Below are 20,932 nucleotides of genomic sequence, written 5' to 3' on the forward strand. Positions count from 1 at the left end.
AATTTCTAACCGATAGTTTATCTGAAAATATTGTATTTGAGTATACAGTAGATAGCCCTGAAACCGTCTTTCCAATTGATTTTTTTTCCTTCCTGAAATGTCCGTCCGTAATAACTTATTCCAATTTCATAGAGCCTTAAACCTGGAATCCGGGCAATTTTCGCCGTTACTTCCGGTTCAAAACCAAATCTGTTCTCTTTTAATTTGACGCTTTTTATAATCTCGACCCTGAAAATCTTGTAACAGGTTTCGATATCGGTAAGATTCAGATTGGTAAGCATATTACTGAGGAACGTGAGGAATTTGTTCCCGATGCTGTGCCAGAAGAAGAGTATTCTGTGTGGCTTGCCTCCCATAAAACGGCTTCCGTAGACAACATCGGCAACATCATCGAGGATTGGTTTCAGCAACAGATTATATTCTCCCGGATCATACTCAAGATCTGCATCCTGGATCACGACAACATCGCCTGTACACTTTTCGATACCGGTACGAAGGGCCGCACCTTTTCCGCGATTTACTTCATGTTCGAAAAAACATATAGGCAAATCCGGATTCATTTCCATGTATGTCCTGATAGCCATTGCAGTGTCATCTTTACTACAATCATTAACAATAACTATCTCTTTGGAAAGACCGCCAATCAATTCGACCTGCTTTATCTTGTCAAGAATTTTATATACCGTCTTCCCTTCGTTATAAACGGGAATGATAATAGAAAGTTTGGAAAAAGCCATGTATCGCTTTAAAGTTAGGTCTTAATTAAACGACAAACGACCGATCGTTAAATCGGTCATTTGTTTTATTTGCATATAAAAAGTATCAGACTTTGATCTCAACTTCTACACCGCTAGGCAATTCGAGTTTCATAAGAGCGTCGATTGTCTTTGATGAAGAAGAGTAGATGTCGATAAGTCTTTTATAAGACATTACTTCGAACTGCTCGCGGGCTTTCTTGTTTACGTGCGGGGAACGCAATACGGTAAACAATTTTTTGTTCGTTGGCAAAGGAATAGGTCCTGTAACGACAGCGCCAGTGCTCTTTACCGTTTTTACGATCTTCTCAGACGATTTGTCAACGAGCATGTGATCGTAAGATTTCAGTTTTATTCTGATTTTTTGACTCATTTTCTTAAGAATTAGGCGTTACCTTTTGCTTTTTTGATTACAGCTTCGGAGATGTTCGAAGGAGTTTCCTCGTAGTGAGAGAATTCCATTGTAGATGTTGCACGTCCTGAAGAAAGTGTACGCAAGGTTGTCACGTATCCAAACATTTCAGAAAGAGGCACATCTGCCTTAATGGTTTTCGCACCGTTACGGTCACCCATGTCGTTCACCTGACCGCGACGACGGTTCAAGTCACCTACGATATCACCCATGTTTTCTTCCGGAGTGATAACCTCGATCTTCATGATTGGCTCAAGGATTACGGCTCCTGCAGCTTTCGCTACTTCACGGTATCCAAGTTTAGCAGCCAATTCAAAAGAAAGTGCATCCGAATCCACAGGGTGGAAAGATCCGTCGAGCAAAGTAACTTTCAAGCTGTCTACCTGATAACCAGCCAAAGGACCAGCTTTCATAGCTTCGCGGAAACCTTTTTCAACAGATGGGATATATTCTTTAGGAACGTTACCCCCCTTAACAGCGTTGATGAACTGCAATCCTACAGGAACTTTACCGTCAACTTCGTCAGCAGGCTCCAGTTTGAATACGATGTCACCGAATTTACCGCGACCACCGGATTGCTTCTTGTAAACCTCTCTGTGCTGAGCTGCCTTAGTGAAAGCTTCTTTATATTCAACCTGAGGCTCGCCCTGGTTTACTTCTACTTTGAACTCACGCTTCATACGATCAACAAGGATGTCAAGGTGAAGCTCACCCATACCAGAAATGATCGTTTGACCTGAAGCTTCGTCTGTACGAACGGTGAACGTTGGATCTTCTTCGGCCAGTTTAGCCAGAGCCATACCCATTTTATCAACGTCAGCCTTTGTTTTAGGCTCGATCGCGATACCGATTACCGGATCAGGGAATTTCATGGATTCGAGGATAATCGGGTGTTTTTCATCACACAATGTATCTCCGGTCTTAATATCTTTAAACCCGACAGCAGCTCCAATATCACCTGCCTCGATATACTCGATTGGGTTTTGCTTGTTGGCGTGCATCTGGTAGATACGCGAAATTCTTTCTTTGTTACCTGAACGCGTGTTCAATACATAAGAACCTGCATCAAGACGTCCTGAATACGCACGGAAGAAAGCCAGACGACCTACGAAAGGATCGGTTGCGATCTTAAATGCCAAAGCTGCGAAAGGCTCTTTTACATCTGGACGACGCAAGATTTTGGTTTGGTCTTCCTCTAACAAATCGGCATCGTCAGGAGAAATTCCCTGGATACCTTCTTTGTCCAATGGAGAAGGCAAATATTTACAAACGGCATCAAGCATGAACTGAACTCCTTTGTTTTTGAAAGAAGAACCAGCGATCATCGGTATGATAGCCATGTCCATAGTTGCAGCGCGCAACGCATTGTTGATCTCTTCTTCTGTGATAGATTCCGGATCTTCCATGTACTTGTCAAGCAGGTTTTCGTCGTAATCGGCAACCGCTTCGATAAGGATATCACGGTATTGTTTTACTTCGTCAACCATGTCAGCCGGGATTTCGACGATATCGAAAGTAGCTCCCTGGGTTTCATCATGCCATACGATAGCCTGATTCTTCACCAAGTCAACAACCCCTTTAAAGTCTGCTTCTTCACCGATTGGCAATGTGATAGCGACAGCATTTGATTTCAACATGTCGCGAACCTGTTGGCAAACTCCCAGGAAGTTAGATCCCTGACGGTCCATCTTGTTCACGAAGCCCATACGTGGCACGCGGTACTGGTCAGCAAGTCTCCAGTTAGTCTCAGATTGTGGCTCGACACCATCAACAGCAGAGAAAAGGAAAACAAGACCATCCAATACACGAAGCGAACGGTTTACCTCTACGGTAAAGTCCACGTGTCCCGGGGTATCGATAATGTTGAAGTGGTAAGATTTGCTATCAGCAGTTGGCTTACCTTGGTTTGTAGGGAAGTTCCATTCACAGGTTGTCGCAGCAGAGGTAATCGTGATACCACGCTCCTGCTCCTGCGCCATCCAGTCCATGGTTGCAGCACCATCGTGCACTTCACCAATTTTGTGTGACTTTCCGGTGTAAAATAGGATACGCTCAGTTGTCGTGGTCTTACCCGCATCAATGTGTGCAGCGATCCCGATATTTCTAGTAAATTTTAAGTCTCTTGCCATTTCCGATTAGAATCTAAAGTGAGAGAATGCTTTGTTAGCTTCTGCCATTTTGTGAGTATCCATACGTTTTTTAACAGCAGCTCCTTCTTCTTTTGCAGCAGCAAGGACTTCAGAAGCCAGCTTTTGGGCCATCGATTTCTCGTTACGGCGACGTGCATAAAGGATTAACCATTTCATCGCCATAGAGATCTTGCGATCTGGACGAATCTGCATTGGGATCTGGAATGTAGCTCCACCAACACGACGGCTACGTACTTCTACGTGCGGCATAACATTGGTCAAAGCATCTTTCCAGATTTCGAGTGATGTCTTTTCAGCATCTTGCTTCTTAGCCTCTACGATGTCGATTGCATCATAGAATACTTTGAAAGCGGTTGATTTTTTACCGTCCCACATCAAGTTGTTCACAAAACGTGTTACTAACTGGTCGTTGAAACGCGGATCCGGTAAAAGAGGTCTTTTCTTGGCCTGTCTTTTTCTCATTTCTTAAAGTTTTTTTTAGACGAACGACGAGTGTCTTAATGACGAACGAGAAACGCGAAACCGAAGTCCTTTGTCTTTCGTCTTTTGTCTTTCGTCAAAATTTTAAATTACTTTTTTGCGTCTTTCGGGCGTTTTGCTCCGTATTTCGAACGACGTTGTGTACGGCCTGCAACACCTGAAGTGTCTAATGCGCCGCGTACAATGTGGTAACGAACTCCTGGCAAATCTTTTACCCTTCCGCCCCTAACTAATACTATCGAGTGCTCTTGGAGGTTATGTCCTTCTCCAGGGATGTAAGCGTTCACTTCATTACCGTTAGTCAAACGTACACGCGCTACTTTACGCATGGCAGAGTTTGGCTTTTTAGGTGTTGTAGTGTAAACACGCGTACATACTCCACGTCTTTGAGGACATGAATCCAAAGCAACCGATTTAGACTTCTTAGTTATCTGGGTTCTTCCAGTTCTTACTAATTGTTGAATTGTTGGCATAATGTACTACTAAAATTTTCTTGTTCTAATAATCCCGCTTTTTACGGGGTTGCAAATGTAGCAATAAAAATCAATGAAACAAATCATAATTTATTAATTTTCAATCCGGTCTGTCTGCCAGTCAAACATTTAGCAAACACACGAAATGACTGAGGCAAATCTTTTGGCGCGAATTATCTGAAACCGATGTATTTTGCGTTATCAATTCCCAACCTGCATCCGTTTGAAAAAATTGGCTTTCCTGATCCTTGCATTCTGCATTGCAACTTCTTCGCGAAGCCAGCAACTGAAACTTAATGCCATCGGCCAGACTGAAAAAGAAACGGCCATCATCGACTCCATCGGATACGTGCGGGAATTCCCGAATGCCAAAACGCTTGAGGCCGAAGCACTCAAGATTCCATCGGCCTTACAACACATCGGTTTTTTCAATGCCAAATTGGAATCGTCCACAAAAACTTCCGACAGCACTTTTACCTATATATACAACTTTGGCAATCGGACCAAAAACATACATATATATATAGGTAAGAACCCTGAGTTGCAAAAGAACCTTTTTGCCGGTGAAAAAGACACTTTAATTGCGACTCCCGCATCTCTCGAAAACCTGCTCGATTCCAAATTAAAGCTGTTGGAACGCACCGGTTTTTCACTCGCAAAAATAAAACTCTCGAACATTCGACAACATGGAAATGAATTGTTCGCCGATCTGGATATCGATCCCGGAAAAACCCGCGTGTTCAATGATATTGTGATTCAGGGATATGATAAATTTCCCGAAGGCCACAAACGCGCCATCAAGCGATTGTATAAAAACCGTACGTTCAATCAGCAGACACTTCAGGAATTGTACACAGATTTCAATAAGTTCCGATTCATCAATCAGGTAAAATATCCCGAGATTTTGTTTACGACAGATACCACGAAGGTTTTTGTCTATCTCGAAAAATCAAAGCCAAGCCGGTTCGACGGACTTATAGGTTTTGCCAACGACGATGAAAATGCCAAAATTGTTTTCAGCGGTTATCTCGACCTGCAACTTGTGAATTTTGTCAATACCGGGGAAGAATTCAATCTCTATTGGAAAAGCGACGGGAAGGAACAACGCACATTCAATGTCAGCCTGGAATTGCCGTATATTTTCAAATCGCGTTTCGGAATCCGGGCGCAGCTGAATATTTTCAAACAGGACAGCACGTTCCAGAATACAAAAACATCGGCGGAACTCGGTTATTTTTTCAATTACAACACCCGCGTTTATTTAGGCTATCAAGCGACGGAATCAAGCGACATCCAGAACCAAAACAGCTTCTCGATCAACGATTACAACAATCAATTCCTTACTGTAGGCACAAGTTATGTGAATTATAAATCATCTGAATTCCTGTTTCCGGAAAAGACCAGATTGACCTTAAAGACAGGAATCGGATCACGCAAATCCAACTTGCAAAAAGATACTCAATTGTTCGCAGAAGCAGATTTGAGACATAATTTCTACCTCAATGAAAAGAACCTCGTCAACATACGAAGCCAGGATTTTTACCTGGCCAGTTCTGATTACACGATCAGTGAATTATACAGGTTCGGCGGGATAAATTCCATTCGCGGATTCAATGAAAACAGTCTGCAAGGCAATGCGTTGACTTCTATTTTGACCGAATACAGATATATCCTTGCCCCCAATTTATATGTGCATTCCATTTTGGATTACGGATATTATGCAGATGATGCCACAGGCAACTCCGGACGTTTGCTCGGGCTCGGTTTCGGATTTGGATTATTGACCAAAACTGGGCTTTTGAATTTAGTCTATGCGAACGGAAGCACTGGCGATCAGACCATAAAACTCTCAAATTCTGTAGTCCAATTATCGTTAAAAGCAAACTTTTAATCGGCAACTATTATGCATGCATAATATATTGGAAATCAATTCTTTACAATATCTTAACATTGAATTTTTTTCTAATAATAAGGTTTTTTGTTGCAAATAATTCATCAAATATTACATTATTCCCACATTAATCTTAATATTTAACTCTTTTTTCTATTTTTGCCCTCTAACTAACTCAACAATTATGAGAGCAAAATTGAAAAATTATCTTGCTTTGCTTGCTGTTTTACTCACACAGCTGGCTATTGCACAAACGCGCACCGTTTCTGGTGTGGTTAAGGACAATTCGGGCCTTCCGCTTCCGGGAGTAAGTATTGTGGTTAAAGGGAACACAACAGGTTCCATGACAGACATTGACGGTAAATTCACTATTGCCGCAGCAACAACAGATATTCTCGTTTTTACATTTATCGGCATGCAGGCCAAGGAGGTTTCGGCAGCAAATTCCACGTTAAATGTTGTTATGGCAGACGATTCTGTTCAACTTGAAACTGTTGTCGTCACTGCACTGGGCATTTCAAGGGATAAAAAATCCCTCGGTTATTCTTCTCAAAAGTTAGATGCCACGCAAATTAACCAGACCCCGACAAACAATTTCACCAACAGTCTTTCCGGTAAAGTTGCAGGACTTGAAGTGCGAAAAAACTCAAACTTTGGCGGTTCGACCAATATTGTTTTACGGGGGACAAAAAGTATTGGCGGAAACAACCAGGCTCTTTTAGTTCTCGACGGTGTGCCAATTACAAACACAAACCTGAATACTACCGATGCCGCAAGAGGCCGTGACGGGTTTGACTTTGGTAACTCCGCATCTGATATTGACCCGAATAACATTGAGTCGATTACGGTTCTTAAAGGTGCTGCCGCAACGGCTCTTTATGGAAGCCAAGCCGCAAATGGTGCCATAATGATCACAACCAAGAAAGGAAAACAGAATTCCGGCATTGGCATCAGCCTGAGTACCACGACATCTATGGGTATGATAGACCGGTCCACCTTTCCGAAATATCAAAAGGAATATGGACAGGGATACGCAGGACCGGACAGTTTTTACGGGGACGAAGAAACCGGCTTCATTACTCCAACAGGTGACGATGCTTCTTACGGAGTTGCCTATGACCCGTCTCTCAACGTGTACAATTGGAATGCATTCGATCCCGGAAACCCAAATTTCGGACAGGCAACCCCATGGACTGCAGCTAAAAATGACCCTTCGAAGTTCTTTCGCAAATCATTCGGAGCCGTCAATAGTGTAAATATAAATTCAGGTGACGATAAAGGAACTTATAATTTCGGCTTTACCAACAACTACGAAACAGGGACGTTGCCAAACAGTCAATTGAACAAGAACACGGTCAATGGAAATTTCAGTCGTCAACTTCATGAAAAATTGCGTACTACTGCTTTTTTCACATATTCAGATCAAACCGTAATCGGACGTAACAATGTTGGTTATGGCGATAACTTCATGACAGGATTCCGGCAATGGTGGCCAACTAACGTCGATATACTTGAACTTCGCGATTCCTATTTCCGGGAAGGCACTAACGCCACCTGGAATTATGAAGACCCTACTGCCGGAAAATTTAATCCATATTACTGGAACAACCCTTATTGGGATCGGTATGAAAATTATTCTTCAGATGACCGCAACCGTTTCATTGGCGGCGGAAATATCAGTTATGATATTTTCAAAGGATTCAATGCTTTGGCACGTGTAACCGTTGAATCAAGCAATGACCGCCAAGAACTTCGCAAAGCCGTAGGAAGCCATGCGGAAGAATTCGGACTGCAGCAACTCAGCGAAACCAGCGGATACAATTTATACACCCGCAATTTCCTTCAGACGACATATGATTTCATTTTGACGTATGATACCAGATTCTCTGAATCAATAGGTGCAAAATTCCTGGCCGGAACAACTTTTATAAAAGCTAAGGTGGATTCTTTTGAAGGTTCTACAACCGGCGGCCTTGCGGCGGCAGGAATCTATACATTATCAAATTCAAATGTATTTGTCGCGCCAGAAGAAGAAGAACTGAACTATAAAAAATTCGGGGTCTACGGACAGGCTTCGTTAGACTGGAAGCAGACGCTGTTCGTTGAGGGTACATATCGCGTAGATAGCTCATCGGCACTTCCTGTGAATAACAACACGTACGATTATTACTCCTTTGGCGGAAGTTTGGTTTTCTCCGAATTCATCAAAAAAGATTGGCTTTCACTAGGAAAAATCCGGGCAAATTACGCTGTTGTCGGTAATGATCCGGCCTACGGGCGCTTGGGTGCGAGAAATAACAATGGCCTTGTTGACAGCTATCCGTCATTTGGAAACAGTTCCGTATTTGTTGAATTCGACAAACTGAAGCCTGAGAAACAAAAAACCACAGAATTCGGTGTGGAACTGGCTATGTTCAAACGCCGCATAAGCATTGATGCATCTATTTACAAATCAAATACATTAAACCAGATCATCAACGTCCCACAATCTACTTCGACCGGATTTTCCACGTCACAAATCAATGCAGGTGAACTCCAGAATAAAGGAGTAGAAGTTTCGCTTACGGTAGTTCCGGTAAGATACAGGGATTTCGAATGGAGCATCACGGCAAACTGGTCTAAAAACAAGAACGAACTGATCAAATTAGATGAAGGCCGTTCGAATCTCCAGCTTGCCACATTCCAGGATGGCGTTTCACTGAATGCAACCGTTGGCCAACCTTACGGAACGTTGCGTGGCACCGATTACGTGTATGACGATAACGGGAATAAACTTGTCGGTGATGACGGATATTATCTTACGGCAGATGATAAAGTTATCGGAAACATCCAAGCCGACTGGATTGGCGGATTATACAATCGTTTTTCTTACAAGGGAATTTCTCTCGGTGTTTTGATCGACGTAAAAAAAGGAGGGGATTTATTCTCACTAGATCAGGATTACGGATTGTACACAGGATTGTACAGAGAAACTGTCGGCAATAACGACTTGGGCAATCCTGTAAGAAGCCCATTGACCGATGGTGCAGATTCAGGAGGTATCATTTTACCCGGAGTCAACGAAACAACAGGACAGCCGAATGACGTCAGGATCGATGCTTCTTATGCAGGTGGGGCGTTCGGAAACGGCACACGCCCTACAAAAGCCTTTATTTATGATGCCTCTTATGTTAAACTCCGTGAAGTGGCCCTTACGTACAGTTTCCCCGCCGAAGTACTCAAACGTACATTTTTACAGGGATTATCTGTAAGCCTGACGGGAAACAACCTTTGGATCATACACAAAAATCTCCCGTATGCCGATCCCGAAGCCGGGAACTCATCCGGAAACATCCAAGGCTACCAATCTGGGGTAATGCCTTCCGAAAAAGTATATTCCATGAATGTAAAACTCAACTTCTGACATGAAAAAGATATTATATAGTGCCTTCGCAGCAAGTTTGCTGTTTGCTTCATGCGAATTTAACGAGGGCGATAACGACAATCAGGATGCATTTTATGAAGTGCCACCTGAAACATTGCTTACAAACGCAGAGAAGCAACTGGCCGACATTGTGTCAACCCCAAGTGTAAACCTGAACCCAATGCGCTATTTTGACCATTATTGGGCACAGACTACGTATAATACGGAGTCACGCTTCAGTTTTGCAAGCCGCTTGGTAACCGATAATTTCTGGAACGAACTATTCCGCGATGTACTTGGAAATCTCCAGTCGTCCAAAGAATATATCGAAACCCAGGAAGCTCCGGATGAAATTGATCCCGCCGCATGGGAAATCCAACGTACCAATAAGCTTGCTATCATCGATATTTTACAGGTATATGCATTCCAGGTGCTGGTAGATACATATGGTGACATTCCGTATACAGAGGCTCTTAACCCACAGGATAAACTTCCTGCATATGATAACGATTCCGATATTTATCCTCAACTTATCGAAAGACTGAATGCCGATATCGCCGCATTCGACGATTCCCAGCCTTCATTTGCCACGGGCGAATATATCTATGAAGGTGACATTGCTTCATGGATAAAATTCGCAAATTCGCTTAAGTTGAAACTCGGGTTGAATCTTTCCGACGTAAACCCGGCATTGGCTCAAAGCACTATTGAATCTGCCGTTACAGGTGGTGTAATTCAGGCAAATTCCGAGAATGCAGCTTTCAGGTATCCGGCTTCGGCTCCAAATTACAGTGCACTTTACAATGAACTTGTTGCGAGCGGACGCATAGATTTTGTAGCTGATGGAGTATTTCTTACAGCACTTGAAGAAAAAGAAGACCCAAGGCTGAATGTGTATTTTGCACCTAATGGAGATGGTGATTTTGTGGGAGGAGTTCTGGGTGCTTTAAATACTCCCACGAGCGAATTTGCACAAATTGGCGATGTTTTGAAAGAACCGGACTTACCGGCTCAACTCATCGAAGCTACAGAAATAAGTTTCTATCTTGCCGAAGCGGCCGCCCGTGGCTTCAGTGTAGGAAATTCAGATGAGTTCTATTACAACCAAGCGATTACGCAAAGTTTTGAATTTTGGGGAGTTAGCGGGGCAGATACATATCTTGCGCGTACGGATGTTGCCTATGCGACTGCTGACGGAGATTTCAAGCAAAAAATAGGAATGCAAATGTGGTATGCGTTTTTTAATCGCCCAAGTGAAGCATGGAATTCATATCGCCGCCTCGATTATCCGCAACTCGAAGCCCCATCCAACGCCTCAACCGCAGCCGATGGAGAAATTCCAAAACGTTTGTATTACCCAATCAACGAACAAACCGTCAATACGGACAACTACCAGGCAGCAGTAGAAGCTATTGGAGGTATTGACCGTATGCGTATCCATGTTTTCTGGGATGTAGTTACAGACTAATGTTTGAGTTAGTTTTTATTGAAAAACCATCGGCATCAACCGATGGTTTTTTTTATCCTACCTTTGCCTCATGGAAAACGAACAGCATATATTCGGCATACGTGCCATACTCGAAGCCATCCGCAACAAACAGGAAATCGACAAGGTTTTTATACAGAAAGACGCTCAGGGCGACCTGATGCGGGACTTACACAAAGCCATCAAAAAAGAGAACATCAATTTCTCTTACGTGCCTGTTGAAAAACTGAACCGGTTCACGAAACTCAATCACCAGGGTGCCGTAGCTACCATTTCCCCGGTTAAGTTCCACGACATGGAATCATTAATAACACAAGTTACCGAATCCGGAAAAATGCCATTGTTCCTTATCCTCGACCAACTCAGCGATGCGCGTAACTTTGGAGCTATCATCAGAACCGCCGAATGTACTGGTGTCAACGGCATTATTGTCCAAAAAGCCGGTTCCGCTCCTGTGAATGGTGACACGGTAAAAACATCTGCGGGAGCCGTTTTCAATGTTCCCATCTGCAAAGTCGAACATATAAAAGATGCCATTTTTTACCTTCAGGGTTCAGGCATAAAGACCGTGGCCGCAACCGAAAAGACGGAATCGAGCATTTACGACATCAACTTCAAAGAACCCGTCGCCATCATCATGGGTTCTGAAGACCGCGGAATCAATCCGTCCGTGCTTAAAATTGTAGATGAAAAGGCAAAATTGCCCATGTTTGGGAGTATCGGGTCGCTCAATGTTTCGGTGGCTTGCGGGGCTTTCCTTTATGAGGCCGTCCGCCAAAGAGGCTAATTTATTATTTATTGTTATTTTTATTTTTATGGCAAACCTGTCTTGAGGCTATAACCGATTAGTTTATCTGATTATTTTGGAGCTTTTTCCCGCTGGCCCGCTACTATCTTTTTGCGCTCAAGAACGCGGCAAAAAGGATAACCGCTCGCATCGGGGCTAGGCAATCAGGTTTCCGAATCTTCCTTTGCCTTCGGAACAAACGTATAAATAACCCTGAAAGGATCTGTACTGACAGGCTCATCATCCAAAATTTCGGGCTCAGGCGGCGGCGGATTCACGAAATTCCCGTTCTCGTCGAATCGTTTCATAAAGGCATCTTCTTTCGGGTTGAAATCAGGTTTTTGCCAATCATATTTGAGCATCTCTTTATACTCAGGGGTCTTGAAAACGAAAGCGAAAACCAGTCCGGCAAGGAATCCGCCTAAGTGTCCTTCCCATGAAATCTGTTCTTCGACTCCCGGAAAAACATACCAGATCATTCCGCCGTAACTCAAAATCACAGCAAGTGAAAGTGCTACCAGCCGGTAATATTTAGTAAAAATCCCTTTGAAGAAAATAAAGCTGAACAACACATAAATGAGTCCGCTGGCACCCAAATGATAGTCCTGCCGGCCAAAAATCCACGTAAAAGCACCCGAAAACAAAATCCCCAAAAAAACAACCTTGAGCGAGACTTCTCGGTAGAAATAAATCAGCGCCGCCATCAACACAAACAGCGGAACAGAATTATTGGCAATATGGCTCAGACTTCCGTGTAAAAAAGCACTTGTGAAAATTCCCGGCAAGCCTTGTACGCTTCGTGGTAAAATGGCCAGAAAATGTAAATCGAAGTTGAACCAATCTTCCACAAAAAACACCAGCCACAAAAAACCGGTGAACAGTAATGGAAATAAGATTACTGAAGGCGTATACTTAAAATAATTTTCGTTCATGGCGTAAACAGTTTGGTTTGGCATAGGGGCCTGTCAAAAAAATGACCAAATAAAAAGTAGTGCAATTTTGTCAGGCGCCATAAAAGTCGATAGTTTATTATTTATTTTTATTGTTTATTCCACGCCTCAGTAAATAATAAAAATAATCAATAAATATTTTTTTTTGGAAGCTCCATTAGCCGAACGCGTCCGCCCGCAACGCCTCGAAGATTACATCAGCCAGGAACACCTTGTAGGCCCGAATGGTTCGCTTACGCTGCAAATTTCGCGTGGCATTGTCCCTTCGCTTATTTTTTGGGGGCCGCCCGGAACCGGAAAAACAACGCTCGCACAAATCATCGCCCAGCAATCGGGACGGCCTTTTTATGTACTCAGTGCCATTAACGCAGGAGTAAAAGACGTACGCGACGTCATCGACAAAGCCAAACAGTCAGGTGGCTTGTTCACCGCAAAAAATCCTATCCTGTTCATTGACGAGATTCATAGGTTCAGCAAATCACAACAGGATTCTTTGCTGGCGGCCGTTGAAAAAGGTTGGGTCACGCTAATTGGTGCCACGACCGAAAATCCGAGTTTCGAAGTCATCCCGGCTTTACTGTCGCGATGTCAGGTTTATATATTGAACCCGTTTTCACGTGAAGATCTTGAAGCCTTGCTCCAACGCGCCATCAAAACCGACACCTTCCTAAAAACAAAAAAAATAAAGCTCAAGGAAACCGAGGCCTTGTTGCGATTATCGGGTGGCGACGGCAGAAAATTGCTCAATGTTTTTGAACTCGTCGTAAATGCTACGGGTGGCGACAGTATCACAATCACAAACGAATCGGTACTCAGGATTGCCCAACAAAATACCGTATTGTACGACAAAACGGGTGAGCAGCATTACGATATCATCTCGGCATTCATCAAATCGATGCGTGGCAGTGACCCAAACGGAGCGGTTTACTGGCTGGCCCGAATGATCGAAGGCGGTGAAGATGTAAAATTCATTGCACGAAGGATGCTCATCCTGGCCAGTGAAGACATTGGCAACGCAAACCCGACGGCATTGGTCATTGCGAACAATACGTTTCAGGCAGTTACTACAATCGGTTATCCGGAAAGCCGCATCATTTTGAGCCAATGTGCCGTTTATCTTGCCACATCACCTAAAAGTAATGCGAGTTATGAAGCTATCGGCAAAGCCCAGCAATTGGTTCGCCAGCACGGAGACTTGCCGGTTCCGTTGCATCTGCGCAATGCGCCTACAAAACTCATGAAAGAACTGGGTTACGGAGACGACTACAAATACGCCCACAGTTATGAGAATAATTTTGTGGACCAGAATTTCCTTCCAGACGAAATTTCCGGCACAAAAATCTACGATCCGGGAAATAATTCACGAGAGAATTCAACCCGCGAATTCCTCAAAAATCGTTGGAAAGACAGATACGGCTATTAAAACTTGATCTTGACCTGCTCCGTGGAAAGCTGTCCGTCTTTGTAAAATTCAAACGTCCAAACTCCATCTTTGTTGATCAAAGTCCCTGAAACATCACCTTTCTGGGCCATGAAAACTTCGCGTGAAGATGTCTTCTGTAATTTGAAAACCACCGATGGCGTTGTATCTACCAGCTGATACCCATTTTCGGTCGGCTGTGCGAACAGGGTATTTTTGTCGACAACTACAGGAACCGCAACACTTTGAGAAGAAACGACAGCTGTAGCTGCTTTTGGAGCATTTGTCAGTTGTGCATCAGTCACTGGTATTTTGGTTCCATCGTATGCATAACCAGCCGTTTCAAAAGATTTGAATGCATTGGAAAGTGCTTCACGATACGCTTTTGGATATTCCTTTATACGTGATGTCCCTTCTTCTGAAGTATATAAAATATTACCAAGGCAATCCTTGAACTGGACTATGATTTTAGTGGTGAACATATTATTGTCTTCCAGCAAATTCACGTATACCTTGCCGCATTTACTTCCCATGGCTTCCATCGGCATGTCTTCGTCGTCGAGATAAGCTTCAAATCCATATTTGTGCAGATGCATTTTGGTATACGTATTCAACATATATTGATCGCGCTCTTTCAAAAACGAAAATTTGGCAGGAACCACAGCATATTTATATTGGTTCAACGATGGTTTGACCTGGGCCGATACAACTGCAAACAACAAAAGCCCAAACACGGTAATCATATTTTTCATTACAGATAATTTTTTATTTCAGACAAATCCCTGATATGGCATAAACCATCAGGCGTAACTTTTTCTTCCGGATCGAACCAAATAGCCGACATCCCGCAATTGAGCGCCCCGGCAACATCAGCTTCAGGGCAATCGCCTATCATGACACTTTGGGCGGAAACCGTTTTGGCATCGTTCAAAGCAAATTCATAGATGCGTTTATCCGGTTTCTTGAAACCCGCACGCTCCGAGTCGGTAACGGTTGCAAAGTACGGCGCGATACCTGAATTTTCAAGTTTTTTTTGCTGGACGGATGCAAAGCCATTCGTGATGATATGGAGTTTATATTTCGGCTTCAGATACTCGAGAAGTTCCAGCGCATTCGGCTTCAAATGATTGTTCGACGGAAGCAACTCAATGTATCTGTTCGAGATTTCTTCCAATTCAGAATCATTCAGCAGAACACCCAATTTGGCAAAACTCGACCGCATTCTCCCAAGCCTCAATTCCTGCTGGCTGACTTCATTTCTTTGGTATCTGAGCCAATATTCGCGGTTGATGGGAATGTAAATCTCCAAAAAATCTTCAACCGGAATCTCTGGAAATCTTTCTGCCAAAACTTGTTCAAAAGCAATCGCCGAATTCCTTTCAAAATCCCACAGTGTATGATCGAGATCGAAAAAGACGTCGGTTATGTTATGATTTGGTTTCACTGATGACAAAGATACACAGGAATTATATCAGAGCAGGCCTTCGTCTGAAAAACTGTAATACGCCGTTTCGGTCACGATGACATGATCGAGCACTTTAATATCGAGGTTATCACCCGCAAGCCTCATTTTGCGCGTGATTTGTTTATCGGCATCGCTTGGTTTGAGCGAACCCGACGGATGATTGTGACATAAAATAATCCCGGTTGCCCCGAATTGTAAAGCCGTTTTAAACGCCAAGCGCACATCGACGACCGTTCCGGTGATCCCGCCTTTTGAAAGCTGGTGCCGATGCAAAATCTTGTTGGAATTGTTCAGGTACAACAACCAGAATTCCTCGTGCGGCAATTCACCTATGACGGGTTGCATCAACTCAAAGACATCGCGGCTCGATGAAATTTTGGACAATTGGCGCGATTCCGATTCACGGCGTCGGCGGCACAATTCCATGGCTGCGGAAATGGCGATGGCTTTTACCGGCCCGATTCCTTTGAAAGCCACAAGTTGTTCGAGCGAAAGCGCCGACAATTCATTGAGGTTGTTATGTACCGATGATAAAATGCGTTTACTCAGATCGACGGCCGATTCCTTTGACGAACCGGAACCGATGATGATCGCAATGAGTTCGGCGTCGCTGAGTGCGGACTTGCCTTTAAGTTGGAATTTTTCGCGCGGACGGTCGTCTTCAGACCAATGGCGGATTGGAAACGGAGTAGTTTCGGACATGGCGTATACGGTTTTAAATGGCGTAAAATATAATTGGATTTCAATGCGTTATGATTTCGACCCAACCGCTAAAATATGAAATTATTCGTTTGTTCGATAGTCGCGTTCCGTTTGTTCTTCGTGACTCCTGATTTTGCAGACAGACTTTCCAAAGCTGCCGTTTCGATTGCAGACGATACGATTGTTTATGACGGCAAGTACACCAAAATTCCGTATCCGAACGGTGACGTTTCTAACAAAAAAGGTGTTTGTACCGATGTTGTGATCCGCGCTTACAGGAAACTCGGAATAGATTTACAGCAAAAGGTTCATGAAGACATGGCTGCGAATTTCTCCAAATATCCCAAAACCTGGGGCCTGAAAACGACCGATACGAACATCGATCACAGGCGCGTCCCGAACCTTCAGGTATTCTTTACGAGAAAAGGACAAAGCCTTGGCGTTTCAAAAACAGCTTCAGGCTACAAACCCGGTGATTTGGTGACATGGATGATAAACGACAAGCTGCCGCATATTGGAATCGTGACGCATTTAAAATCTGCTGACGGTAAACGGCCGCTGCTGATGCACAACGTAGGCGGCGGACAGGTGCTGGAAGATTGTTTGTTTGCTTATGAAATTACCGGACATTATCGTTATGTTCCAATCGGATACTGAAGCCTAGCCCCGATGCGAGTGGAAACGCACCGGCTTTAACGAGGTGTTTTTGCCGGCACGCGCAGAGCGACTAACAGAAGCTCCTGCGCGGCCATGGAAAAACCGGAGTTAAAGTTGGGACGTTAAAACGGGCAGCGGGAAATTGCTTCAAAAAAGTCTGAAAAGTCCGGAAAGTCGGGAAAGTTTTGAGTTGACTAAAAGACAAACATATTTTTCGCTGCTTTCAACTTTATGAACAGTGAAAGAAAACTGTCATTGCACTTCTCTTTGCAGACTTTCCGGACTTTCCGGACTTTCCCGACTTTCCAGTCTTTCCCGACTCCCAACTCATTCCACAACCCCAATGATTACCCCAAAATCGCCGTCGGTTTGTACCCAATTCTTTTCCGGCACGTACATTCTGGAAACGAATCCATCCAGATACAAAGCATTTTTACAGCCGAGGTCTTTGAAATATTCGGCAAAATCATAAAAATTGACTTCTTTTTTGGAGATGGCAAAAATTACTTCCACATTTGGCAAAATCCCGACGCCATTGCGAATGTTCAGGTTGGTTGAGCCTTTCTTGAATTCGGGATGGATTTCACCGTTTATGACAAGCATGGGCCCGGATTGGGTTGCGAATTTTATTTTATTTGAAAAATGAAAATTAGCCGTTGTCTGGATTTGGGCTTCGTTGTTTCCCGAAATGAAAAATACGCCGTTTGGTTTCAGATAGAAATTTCCCGATGCAGTTGCCGTATCTATTCGGGTGACGATTTTTCCATCCTGAATAAACAAGCCCTGAGGCGAACGATCTTTTTTGTACATACCGCCGTTGGTTGCAAAAAGCAGTTTTTTCTTTTGGCTTTCAATTGAAGTTTTCAGGTTTTGAATGCTGCCGAAATTTTGACCGTTTTGGCTTTTGTAGAAGAACTGGATGTTTTTGGCTTCGGTTATGTACGATATGAATCGGTCGTCAGGTGATTTGAAAACGGCAAACGAGACAGCCAGTAAAGCTATCAAACTTAAAATTGCCGTCAGTTTATATCTATTCATTTTCAATTTGCTTTTTTGACACGAAGGCTCAAAGACACTAAGTCGCAAAGGGAATTCTTTCAAGACACAAAGCAATGCTTCTTATTTGAAGGCCGGAATTTTGTAGTGAAGTTGCGTCTTTCGATCTCCCGAGCTTTTCCGACTTTCACAAGCTTCCGATCTCCCGATCTCCCGATCTCCCGAACTTTCCCGAACTAAATCAACCCCTTAACCTCATCAAAATTCAACCCTCCGTAATTCCCTGAACTCATAAGCAGCAAAGCAATCCCTTCTGTCCCGAATTTCAAATGCTGCAAAAATTCCCGGAATGATTCCGGATTTGTGTAAATAATCAGGTCTTCTCGCTTAAAGGCCTCGCCTATTTGCTGTGCCGATATTTCTTCGAGACGTTTGATCTTGACGGCTTCGGGCGAATAGAAAACCACGGCGACATCGGCGGCATCAAGCGCACCTTCGTATTCCTTGAGGAATTCGGGATTGAGGCTGCTGTACGTGTGCAATTCAAGACAGGCAATGAGTTTCCTGTCCGGATATTGTTCCTTGAGGGCTTTGGTGGTGGCGGAAACCTTGCTCGGCGAGTGCGCGAAATCTTTGTAGGCAACATTTCTGCTGTTTTCGGCAATTTTCTCCAGACGTTTTGAAGCACCTTTGAAACTCGCGATGGCTTCGTAAAAATCAGCTTCATCCACGCCCATGGCCTGGCAGATCCATTTGGCTCCGGCGAGGTTGTTCAGGTTGTGTTTACCAAAAACTTCTATCGGCATTGGGCCTTCGGGCGTTTCGAGCAAAGTCACGCCGTTTTCGACTTTGTAATTCGGGGTTTCGTATGGAATTTTACGGATGGGGTTTGTGGCAGATTCCGCTACTTTTTTGACTTCCGGATCTTCTGAATTATAAACCAGCATACCACCGTTGGTGATTTTGGCAACGAAGATTTCAAATTGCTCCACATAATTTTCAAACGTCGGGAACACATTGATATGATCCCATGCTATGCCCGAAATGAGGGCGATATTTGGCTGATACAAATGGAACTTCGGACGCAGATCTGTAGGTGAAGACAAATATTCGTCTCCTTCCAAAACAATAAAATCATTTTCCTCGGTCAGATGCACCATAGTATCAAAACCTTCCAATTGCGCACCTACCATATAATCGACGTCACGGTTGTTGTAGTGCATGACGTGAAGGATCATCGAAGTAATCGTCGTCTTTCCGTGTGAGCCACCAATTACGACGCGGGTTTTATGCTTCGATTGCTCGTAAAGAAATTCCGGATACGAATAGATTTTGAGTCCCAATTCCTGGGCTTTCAACAATTCCGGATTGTCCTGTTTGGCATGCATCCCGAGAATTACTGCATCGAGATTTTCGTTTATCTTTTCCGGAAACCAGCCCATTTCTGCCGGCAATAATCCTTTTTTCTCCAGCCGTGTTTTGGAAGGCTCGAAAATAGCATCGTCGCTACCTGTGATTTTGTATCCTTTGTGATGGAGTGCGAGGGCAAGATTATGCATGGCGCTTCCGCCGATAGCGATGAAATGGATGGTCATATCAGTTTTTTGTGATTTTGGAAATATTGTTTTTCAAAGCATCTGCTTTTGCAATTTCCTTATTCTTAGTATAAAGTTCGATTAATTTTTGCCTGGCAACGCCCGATTTGAATTTCGCGATGGCTTTCAGGTATACTGCTTCGGCTTGTTTGTCTCGTCCGAAATAAACAGCGATCCGTGCTTTGGCAAGCATTCCGTCAACTTCTGAAATAGCTGAGAGTTGAGAGGCATATTTGGTCGCTTTGGCTTCACTTCCACCCAGAATTCCGGGAACCTGCAGGTAATATTCAACGAGTGCCCATCGTGCTTCGATTTGTGACGGATCTAATTTGATGGCGGTTTCAAACGATTCGCGCATCTCTCCCAAAAAGGAAAGACCGCGCCATTTGTCTTTAGAAGCGATCATGGCCAAAACGGCTCCGTATTTAAAATGCAAATAGGAATTTGAAGCATCAGATGCCAACGCCTTTTTATAATGTATACGTGCCGATTCCCAGTCTTTGATTCTACAGGCTTCGTCACCCATCAACTCCCCTTTTTCCTTTGAACTATTTTCAAAAATGATTGCGGATGGGACCGATGCCGATACATTTCCCATCAGGCAAAAAACAAGTATCGGAATCAGGAATCGGCTCAAAGTCGGATGGTTTGGATTTGTTCCAAAAATAGAAAAAATACACGCCTTGTCGTTAGGGAAAAACGACGTTCTGCTGTCTTATCATTCAAAGCTAGATCTTACTTGTGGATAATTCTAAACTTTAAGCATTTGACCTATCAAATTCTTATCATTTAGTTAACATTAGTAAGATTATTTCACTATTTTTGAGAACCACCAATCATTTTTGCATGCCTGAAAATTACTTTTCCAGATTCCTGGGGTTACTTGTTTTACTTCTTTTTGGGGTTAATCCTGCATGGTCACAAGCTGATCTTTGCAGTGCCGCTCCCGTAATTTCTGTAAATGCAACCTGCGTCACGACTTCGTATTCGGTAGCTGCGGCTTTCAATAATGACGGGCCTGCAGCTTGTGCAACATCCTATCGCGACGGCTGGTTTCGGTTTACGACAGATGCGACTACCACAAACATCCAGATCATCGGAACCAGTGACCGGCAAATGGGCCTGGCCATCTACACAACCTGCGGAGGCGCGAGTACAGCCTGTATTGTTCCCGGGGCTGCCAATGCGACGCTGACAGCTGCCGTAACTCCGAACACTACTTATTATTTACGCATCATGCGTACCAACAACGCAAACAACAATGCCATGAATGGAACCATTTGCGTTCGTGTGGCACCTCCGGCTCCTGC

Annotated in this window: 18 protein-coding genes and 1 pseudogene; 7 read left to right on the forward strand and 12 right to left on the reverse strand. The window is 43.7% G+C overall.

Annotated features, from left to right (window positions below; genetic code table 11):
• Positions 1–17: 17 nt before the first annotated feature.
• From G6047_RS16230 to rpsL, 5 genes are all read right to left on the reverse strand, one after another.
• Complete coding sequence (locus G6047_RS16230) at positions 18–737, reverse strand: glycosyltransferase family 2 protein (RefSeq protein WP_169528672.1); 720 nt, start codon at positions 735–737, stop codon at positions 18–20.
• A gap of 85 nt (positions 738–822) precedes the next feature.
• The gene (gene rpsJ, locus G6047_RS16235; protein WP_169528673.1) at positions 823–1,128 is read right to left on the reverse strand and encodes a 30S ribosomal protein S10; all 306 of its coding nucleotides are present in this window, start codon (positions 1,126–1,128) and stop codon (positions 823–825) included.
• 11 nt (positions 1,129–1,139) lie between these two features.
• On the reverse strand, positions 1,140–3,296 hold the full coding sequence (gene fusA / locus G6047_RS16240; protein ID WP_169528674.1) for an elongation factor G: 2,157 nt from the start codon (positions 3,294–3,296) through the stop codon (positions 1,140–1,142).
• Positions 3,297–3,302: 6 nt separating this feature from the next.
• Positions 3,303–3,779 carry a 30S ribosomal protein S7 gene (gene rpsG, locus G6047_RS16245; RefSeq protein WP_169528675.1) on the reverse strand — a complete coding sequence of 159 codons (477 nt, stop codon included), beginning with the start codon at positions 3,777–3,779 and terminating at the stop codon, positions 3,303–3,305.
• Positions 3,780–3,886: 107 nt separating this feature from the next.
• Complete coding sequence (gene rpsL / locus G6047_RS16250; RefSeq protein ID WP_169528676.1) at positions 3,887–4,270, reverse strand: 30S ribosomal protein S12; 384 nt, start codon at positions 4,268–4,270, stop codon at positions 3,887–3,889.
• Positions 4,271–4,493: 223 nt separating this feature from the next.
• Here rpsL and G6047_RS16255 point away from each other — a divergent pair, with 223 nt between their 5' ends.
• The 4 genes from G6047_RS16255 to rlmB all read left to right on the forward strand — a co-directional run bounded on the left by G6047_RS16255 (position 4,494) and on the right by rlmB (position 11,837).
• Positions 4,494–6,161 (forward strand): BamA/TamA family outer membrane protein, encoded by a 1,668-nt coding sequence (locus G6047_RS16255; RefSeq protein WP_235946575.1) that lies wholly within the window; start codon positions 4,494–4,496, stop codon positions 6,159–6,161.
• Between the two features lie 184 nt (positions 6,162–6,345).
• On the forward strand, positions 6,346–9,564 hold the full coding sequence (locus tag G6047_RS16260; RefSeq protein WP_169528678.1) for a SusC/RagA family TonB-linked outer membrane protein: 3,219 nt from the start codon (positions 6,346–6,348) through the stop codon (positions 9,562–9,564).
• A gap of 1 nt (position 9,565) precedes the next feature.
• Positions 9,566–11,032, forward strand: a complete 1,467-nt coding sequence (locus G6047_RS16265) for a SusD/RagB family nutrient-binding outer membrane lipoprotein (RefSeq protein ID WP_169528679.1) — start codon at positions 9,566–9,568, stop codon at positions 11,030–11,032.
• A gap of 70 nt (positions 11,033–11,102) precedes the next feature.
• A complete protein-coding gene (gene rlmB / locus G6047_RS16270) occupies positions 11,103–11,837 on the forward strand; it encodes a 23S rRNA (guanosine(2251)-2'-O)-methyltransferase RlmB (RefSeq protein ID WP_169528680.1) in 735 nt (244 codons plus the stop codon).
• Between the two features lie 164 nt (positions 11,838–12,001).
• On the opposite strand, the gene G6047_RS16275 is transcribed toward rlmB, so the two are convergent.
• A complete protein-coding gene (locus G6047_RS16275) occupies positions 12,002–12,769 on the reverse strand; it encodes a rhomboid family intramembrane serine protease (RefSeq protein ID WP_169528681.1) in 768 nt (255 codons plus the stop codon).
• 163 nt (positions 12,770–12,932) lie between these two features.
• Between G6047_RS16275 and G6047_RS16280 the strand changes: the two genes are divergently transcribed.
• Positions 12,933–14,210 carry a replication-associated recombination protein A gene (locus G6047_RS16280; protein ID WP_169528682.1) on the forward strand — a complete coding sequence of 426 codons (1,278 nt, stop codon included), beginning with the start codon at positions 12,933–12,935 and terminating at the stop codon, positions 14,208–14,210.
• Here G6047_RS16280 and G6047_RS16285 read toward each other — a convergent pair.
• From G6047_RS16285 to radC, 3 genes are read right to left on the reverse strand one after another with little or no spacing between them, the layout of a single operon-like run.
• Entirely contained in the window at positions 14,207–14,959 is a 753-nt protein-coding gene (locus G6047_RS16285; protein WP_169528683.1) for a hypothetical protein, read from the reverse strand. The genes G6047_RS16280 and G6047_RS16285 overlap by 4 nt on opposite strands.
• Positions 14,959–15,651 (reverse strand): YjjG family noncanonical pyrimidine nucleotidase, encoded by a 693-nt coding sequence (locus G6047_RS16290; RefSeq protein WP_169528684.1) that lies wholly within the window; start codon positions 15,649–15,651, stop codon positions 14,959–14,961. The genes G6047_RS16285 and G6047_RS16290 overlap by 1 nt, the downstream gene beginning before the upstream one ends.
• A 27-nt stretch (positions 15,652–15,678) precedes the next feature.
• Entirely contained in the window at positions 15,679–16,374 is a 696-nt protein-coding gene (gene radC / locus G6047_RS16295; protein ID WP_169528685.1) for a RadC family protein, read from the reverse strand.
• Positions 16,375–16,449: 75 nt separating this feature from the next.
• Between radC and G6047_RS16300 the strand changes: the two genes are divergently transcribed.
• Positions 16,450–17,031, forward strand: coding sequence for a DUF1287 domain-containing protein (locus G6047_RS16300; RefSeq protein ID WP_169528686.1), 582 nt, complete (start codon positions 16,450–16,452; stop codon positions 17,029–17,031).
• Between the two features lie 327 nt (positions 17,032–17,358).
• On the opposite strand, the gene G6047_RS16305 is transcribed toward G6047_RS16300, so the two are convergent.
• The 3 genes from G6047_RS16305 to G6047_RS16315 form a co-directional block, all read right to left on the reverse strand.
• On the reverse strand, positions 17,359–18,069 hold the full coding sequence (locus tag G6047_RS16305; RefSeq protein ID WP_169528687.1) for a phosphodiester glycosidase family protein: 711 nt from the start codon (positions 18,067–18,069) through the stop codon (positions 17,359–17,361).
• A gap of 194 nt (positions 18,070–18,263) precedes the next feature.
• Positions 18,264–19,622, reverse strand: coding sequence for a UDP-N-acetylmuramate--L-alanine ligase (locus G6047_RS16310; protein WP_169528688.1), 1,359 nt, complete (start codon positions 19,620–19,622; stop codon positions 18,264–18,266).
• Between the two features lies 1 nt (position 19,623).
• Positions 19,624–20,259 carry a tetratricopeptide repeat protein gene (locus G6047_RS16315; RefSeq protein ID WP_169528689.1) on the reverse strand — a complete coding sequence of 212 codons (636 nt, stop codon included), beginning with the start codon at positions 20,257–20,259 and terminating at the stop codon, positions 19,624–19,626.
• 209 nt (positions 20,260–20,468) lie between these two features.
• On the opposite strand from G6047_RS16315, the pseudogene G6047_RS17020 reads away from it, so the two are divergent.
• A pseudogene (locus tag G6047_RS17020) lies at positions 20,469–20,879 on the forward strand (hypothetical protein); the annotation flags it as partial.
• Positions 20,880–20,932: the final 53 nt, after the last annotated feature.

Source organism: Flavobacterium silvaticum (assembly GCF_012911565.1).
Classification (GTDB): Bacteria; Bacteroidota; Bacteroidia; order Flavobacteriales; family Flavobacteriaceae; genus Flavobacterium; species Flavobacterium silvaticum.

Excerpts from the sequence above, each read along its gene's own strand:
- G6047_RS16230 (WP_169528672.1), bottom strand. The coding sequence starts at position 737 with ATGGCTTTTTCCAAACTTTCTATTATCATTCCCGTTTATAACGAAGGG.
- rpsJ (WP_169528673.1), bottom strand. The coding sequence starts at position 1,128 with ATGAGTCAAAAAATCAGAATAAAACTGAAATCTTACGATCACATGCTC.
- fusA (WP_169528674.1), bottom strand. The coding sequence starts at position 3,296 with ATGGCAAGAGACTTAAAATTTACTAGAAATATCGGGATCGCTGCACAC.
- rpsG (WP_169528675.1), bottom strand. The coding sequence starts at position 3,779 with ATGAGAAAAAGACAGGCCAAGAAAAGACCTCTTTTACCGGATCCGCGT.
- rpsL (WP_169528676.1), bottom strand. The coding sequence starts at position 4,270 with ATGCCAACAATTCAACAATTAGTAAGAACTGGAAGAACCCAGATAACT.
- G6047_RS16260 (WP_169528678.1), top strand. The coding sequence starts at position 6,346 with ATGAGAGCAAAATTGAAAAATTATCTTGCTTTGCTTGCTGTTTTACTC.
- G6047_RS16265 (WP_169528679.1), top strand. The coding sequence starts at position 9,566 with ATGAAAAAGATATTATATAGTGCCTTCGCAGCAAGTTTGCTGTTTGCT.
- rlmB (WP_169528680.1), top strand. The coding sequence starts at position 11,103 with ATGGAAAACGAACAGCATATATTCGGCATACGTGCCATACTCGAAGCC.
- G6047_RS16275 (WP_169528681.1), bottom strand. The coding sequence starts at position 12,769 with ATGAACGAAAATTATTTTAAGTATACGCCTTCAGTAATCTTATTTCCA.
- G6047_RS16285 (WP_169528683.1), bottom strand. The coding sequence starts at position 14,959 with ATGAAAAATATGATTACCGTGTTTGGGCTTTTGTTGTTTGCAGTTGTA.
- radC (WP_169528685.1), bottom strand. The coding sequence starts at position 16,374 with ATGTCCGAAACTACTCCGTTTCCAATCCGCCATTGGTCTGAAGACGAC.
- G6047_RS16300 (WP_169528686.1), top strand. The coding sequence starts at position 16,450 with ATGAAATTATTCGTTTGTTCGATAGTCGCGTTCCGTTTGTTCTTCGTG.
- G6047_RS16305 (WP_169528687.1), bottom strand. The coding sequence starts at position 18,069 with ATGAATAGATATAAACTGACGGCAATTTTAAGTTTGATAGCTTTACTG.
- G6047_RS16310 (WP_169528688.1), bottom strand. The coding sequence starts at position 19,622 with ATGACCATCCATTTCATCGCTATCGGCGGAAGCGCCATGCATAATCTT.